Genomic DNA, 3,781 nt, shown 5'->3' with positions numbered 1-3,781 from the left:
CCGCGACGGCGCGCCGGGCGGACTCGGGGTCCGTCGGGCGCGCCGTCTCGGCATCCGTCTCGTCGATCACGGGCGGATGGCGCGGCTCACGCCCCGGCGGCGCGCTGCGCCTGCTCCTCGCGCCAGCCCGCCTCCTTCTGGATCCACTCGTTGTCCTGTGGGAAGTCGTCGAGTTCGGTCACCCGGCGCACCTCGAGCTTGGATCCGGGACCGAGCGGGCACCGCTTGGCCCACTCCGCGGCCTCCTCCTTCGAGGCGACCTCGAGGATCCAGAAGCCGTTGAAGAGCTCCTTGGTCTCGCCGTACGGCCCGTCGGTGATGAGCGGCGGCTCGGCGTCGAAGTCGACGACGAAGCCCTCGCTCGCGTCGGAGAGGCCCTCGCCGGCGAGCATGACGCCGGCCTTCATCATCTCCTCGTTGTATCGGCCCATGGCCTCGATGACCTGCTCGAACGGGATGTCCTGGTAGGCCTCGACGGCTCGGTCGTCGGCCCGCATGATCAGCATGTACTTCGGCATGATGGGATGCTCCTCGCGTGTCCGGGTCGCGTCTCGACCCTCTCACTGATGACGTCGAACGGGAAGCGCCCGGATCGACACGAGCGCCCGGAGATCTTCGGCTTCAGAGCCCGAGGGTCTGCATGGTCGCCCTGATCGCGTCGCCGGATGCCGCGAGCAGCCCCGCCTCGGTCTCCGACATGGGCGTCTCGGCGATGGGGAACGCCCCGTTGCCGCCCACCACGGACGGCATCGAGAGCGCGACCCCGTCGAGCCCGAACGCACCGGAGTGCACGGTCGACACGGGAAGCACCGCGTGCTCGTCGTCGAGCAACGCCTCGACGATCCGCGCACCGGAGAGGCCGATGGCGTAGTTCGTCGCGCCCTTGCCGCGGATGACGGTGTAGGCCGCGTTGCGGACCTCGGACGCGATGCCGTCGAGCTCGTCGATCGAGAACCGCTCGCCGCCCGTCCAGTCGAGGATCGGCACCGGTCCGATGCGCGCGTTCGACCAGAGCGGGAACTCGGTGTCGCCGTGCTCGCCCACGATGTCGGCGTGCACGCTCGACGTCATGACGCCCGCGCGCTTCGCGAGCAGCCATCGCAGGCGCGACGTGTCGAGCACCGTGCCCGACCCGATGACCCGCTCCGCCGGCAGCCCGCTGATCTGCCGGGCCGCGACCGTGAGCACGTCGACGGGGTTCGTCACGAGCACGTAGATCGCGTCGGGCGCGCGCTCGAGCAGCTGGGGCAGGAGCCGCTCGAGGATCCCGACGTTCGTTCCGGCGAGCTCCATCCGGCTCTGCCCGGGCTGCTGCTTCGCCCCCGCCGTGATGACGACGACGTGCGAGCCCGCGACGACGTCGAGGTCGGCACCGCCCATCACGCTCGAGCGCGTGAACTGGGTGCCGTGCGCGAGGTCGAGCACCTCGGCTTCGACCTTCTCCTCCGCGATGTCGTACAGCGCGATCTGGTTCGCGGACTCCCGGATGAGCGAGGCGTACACGAGGCTCGCACCCACGCTGCCCGCTCCGATGACGCTGAGCTTCGAGTTCTCGATGACCGGCATGCGGTCAGGCTAGCGCCTCACTCCCACTCGATGGTCCCCGGCGGCTTCGACGTGACGTCGAGCACGACCCGGTTGACCTCGGGCACCTCGTTGGTGATGCGGTTGGAGATCTTGGCGAGCACGTCGAAGGGCACGCGGGTCCAGTCGGCCGTCATCGCGTCCTCCGACGAGACGGGCCGCAGCACGATCGGGTGGCCGTAGGTGCGGCCGTCGCCCTGGACGCCGACCGAGCGCACGTCGGCGAGCAGCACGACCGGGCACTGCCAGATCTCGTCGTCGAGCCCGGCCGCGGTGAGCTCGGCCCGCGCGATGGCGTCGGCGTCGCGCAGCACCTCGAGGCGCTCGCGCGTGACCTCGCCGACGATGCGGATGCCGAGGCCGGGTCCGGGGAACGGCTGGCGGCCGACGATGACCTCGGGCAGCCCGAGCTCGCGGCCGATCGCGCGCACCTCGTCCTTGAAGAGGGTGCGGAGCGGCTCGACGAGCTCGAACTGCAGGTCTTCCGGCAGGCCGCCGACGTTGTGGTGGCTCTTGATGTTCGCCGTGCCCGTGCCGCCGCCCGACTCGACGACGTCGGGGTAGAGCGTGCCCTGGACGAGGAACTTCACCGGCTCGCCCTCGGCCGCCGCCTCGGCGATGAGGTCACGCTCGGCCTGCTCGAAGGCGCGGATGAACTCGCGCCCGATGATCTTGCGCTTCTCCTCGGGGTCGGTGACCCCGGCGAGCGCGTCGAGGAACGTGTCGGCCGCGTCGACGGTCACGAGGCGCACGCCGGTCGCGGCGACGTAGTCCTCCTGGACCTGCTCGCGCTCGCCCTTGCGGAGCAGGCCGTGGTCGACGAAGACGGCGGTCAGCTGGTCGCCGACGGCCTCGTGCACGAGCGCGGTCGACACCGCCGAGTCGACCCCGCCCGAGAGGGCCGAGATCACGCGCGCCGACCCGACCTGGGCGCGGATGCGCTCGACCTGCTCGGCGATCACGTTGCCCGAGTTCCAGTCGGCGGGGATCCCCGCGGCGCGGTGCAGGAAGTTCTCGATGACGTCCTGTCCGTACGGCGAGTGCTTGACCTCGGGGTGCCACTGCACGCCGTAGAAGCCCTGCTCGTCGCTCGCGAACGCCGCGACGGGGGTGGTCGCGGTCGACGCGAGCACGTCGAACCCCTCGGGGGCGACGGCGACGGAGTCGCCGTGGCTCATCCACACGGTCTGGTGCTCGGGCTGGCCGCCGAGCAGGGTGTTCCGGTCGTCGACGCGCACGGTCGCGGCCGTCGAGCCGTACTCGCGGTGGCCGGTGCGGGCCACCTCGCCGCCGAGCTGCTGCGCCATGACCTGGAAGCCGTAGCAGATGCCCAGCGTCGGAACGCCGAGTTCGAGGATGCCCGGGTCGAGCGAGGGCGCACCCGGCTCGTACACCGACGAGGGTCCGCCCGAGAGCACGATCCCGACCGGGTCCTTCGCGCGGACCTCGTCGGCCGTGATCGTGTGCGGCACGATCTCGGAGTAGACGGATGCCTCGCGCACGCGTCGCGCGATCAGCTGCGCGTACTGCGCGCCGAAGTCCACGACGAGGACGGGTCGCTGCTGGGTCTCGCTCACTGGGCGGCCTCCACGGGCTCGGAATCGGAGTCGGAATCGGTCGCAGCGGGTGCGGCCGAGGCCGCGGCATCCGCTTCGCGCGCCGCGAGGTAGTCGCGGACCTCGCGCCCGATGCGGGCCTCGAGGAAGAACGAGAGGAACGGCACGATGCCGCCGGAGGCCAGGACCAGCAGGCGCCAGAACGGCCAGCGCATGAGGCTCCAGAGCCGGAAGTTGCTGAACAGGTACACGACGTAGAACCAGCCGTGCGCGATGAGGATGCCGGTCGAGAGGTTCACGCCCGTGCCGGTCGACTCGAGCCCCTCGGGGGTCTCGACCACGGGCTCGAGCGACAGCAGCCCGTTCGGCCCGAATGCGTACAGCTCGACGAACCACACGTACTTGAGGAGCATCTCGGCGGTGAGCAGCAGCAGCATCACGCCCGTGATGTTCGAGGCGATCATGTAGAACTTCAGCGCCCCGCGGATGCGCGGGAATTCAGCCGGTTTGGGCTCGAGGGGCATGGCGTCCAGTCTAAACGGCGCCCGGCTGGGCGATGGCCCCGACGGATGTCGCGCAGCACCGGGCCGCGCGCGTCGGATGGACCCGCTCAGTCGCGCGCCGCGTCGGCCGGCGCCGCG

4 protein-coding genes are annotated in these 3,781 nt (G+C 70.9%); all 4 read right to left on the bottom strand.

All coding sequences use genetic code 11. The features are described from left to right. Positions 1-86: 86 nt before the first annotated feature. Entirely contained in the window at positions 87-518 is a 432-nt protein-coding gene (locus tag ESO86_RS13190; RefSeq protein ID WP_129235437.1) for a YciI family protein, read from the bottom strand. Positions 519-621: 103 nt separating this feature from the next. Further along, a complete protein-coding gene (locus tag ESO86_RS13185; protein WP_129235436.1) occupies positions 622-1,566 on the bottom strand; it encodes an L-lactate dehydrogenase in 945 nt (314 codons plus the stop codon). A gap of 17 nt (positions 1,567-1,583) precedes the next feature. Next, positions 1,584-3,161, bottom strand: a complete 1,578-nt coding sequence (gene guaA / locus ESO86_RS13180) for a glutamine-hydrolyzing GMP synthase (protein WP_129235435.1) — start codon at positions 3,159-3,161, stop codon at positions 1,584-1,586. Further along, positions 3,158-3,664, bottom strand: coding sequence for a DUF3817 domain-containing protein (locus ESO86_RS13175; RefSeq protein ID WP_129235434.1), 507 nt, complete (start codon positions 3,662-3,664; stop codon positions 3,158-3,160). Before ESO86_RS13175 ends, guaA begins: the two co-directional genes overlap by 4 nt. Positions 3,665-3,781 lie beyond the last annotated feature (117 nt).

It is taken from the genome of Agromyces binzhouensis (genome assembly GCF_004135055.1).
Taxonomy (GTDB): Bacteria; Actinomycetota; Actinomycetes; order Actinomycetales; family Microbacteriaceae; genus Agromyces; species Agromyces binzhouensis.
Note: the sequence above shows the minus strand (reverse complement) of the source record. Positions and strands in the feature narration are given on the sequence as shown.

Coding starts and splice junctions, on each gene's coding strand:
- ESO86_RS13190 (WP_129235437.1), bottom strand. CDS start 518: ATGCCGAAGTACATGCTGATCATGCGGGCCGACGACCGAGCCGTCGAG.
- ESO86_RS13185 (WP_129235436.1), bottom strand. CDS start 1,566: ATGCCGGTCATCGAGAACTCGAAGCTCAGCGTCATCGGAGCGGGCAGC.
- ESO86_RS13175 (WP_129235434.1), bottom strand. CDS start 3,664: ATGCCCCTCGAGCCCAAACCGGCTGAATTCCCGCGCATCCGCGGGGCG.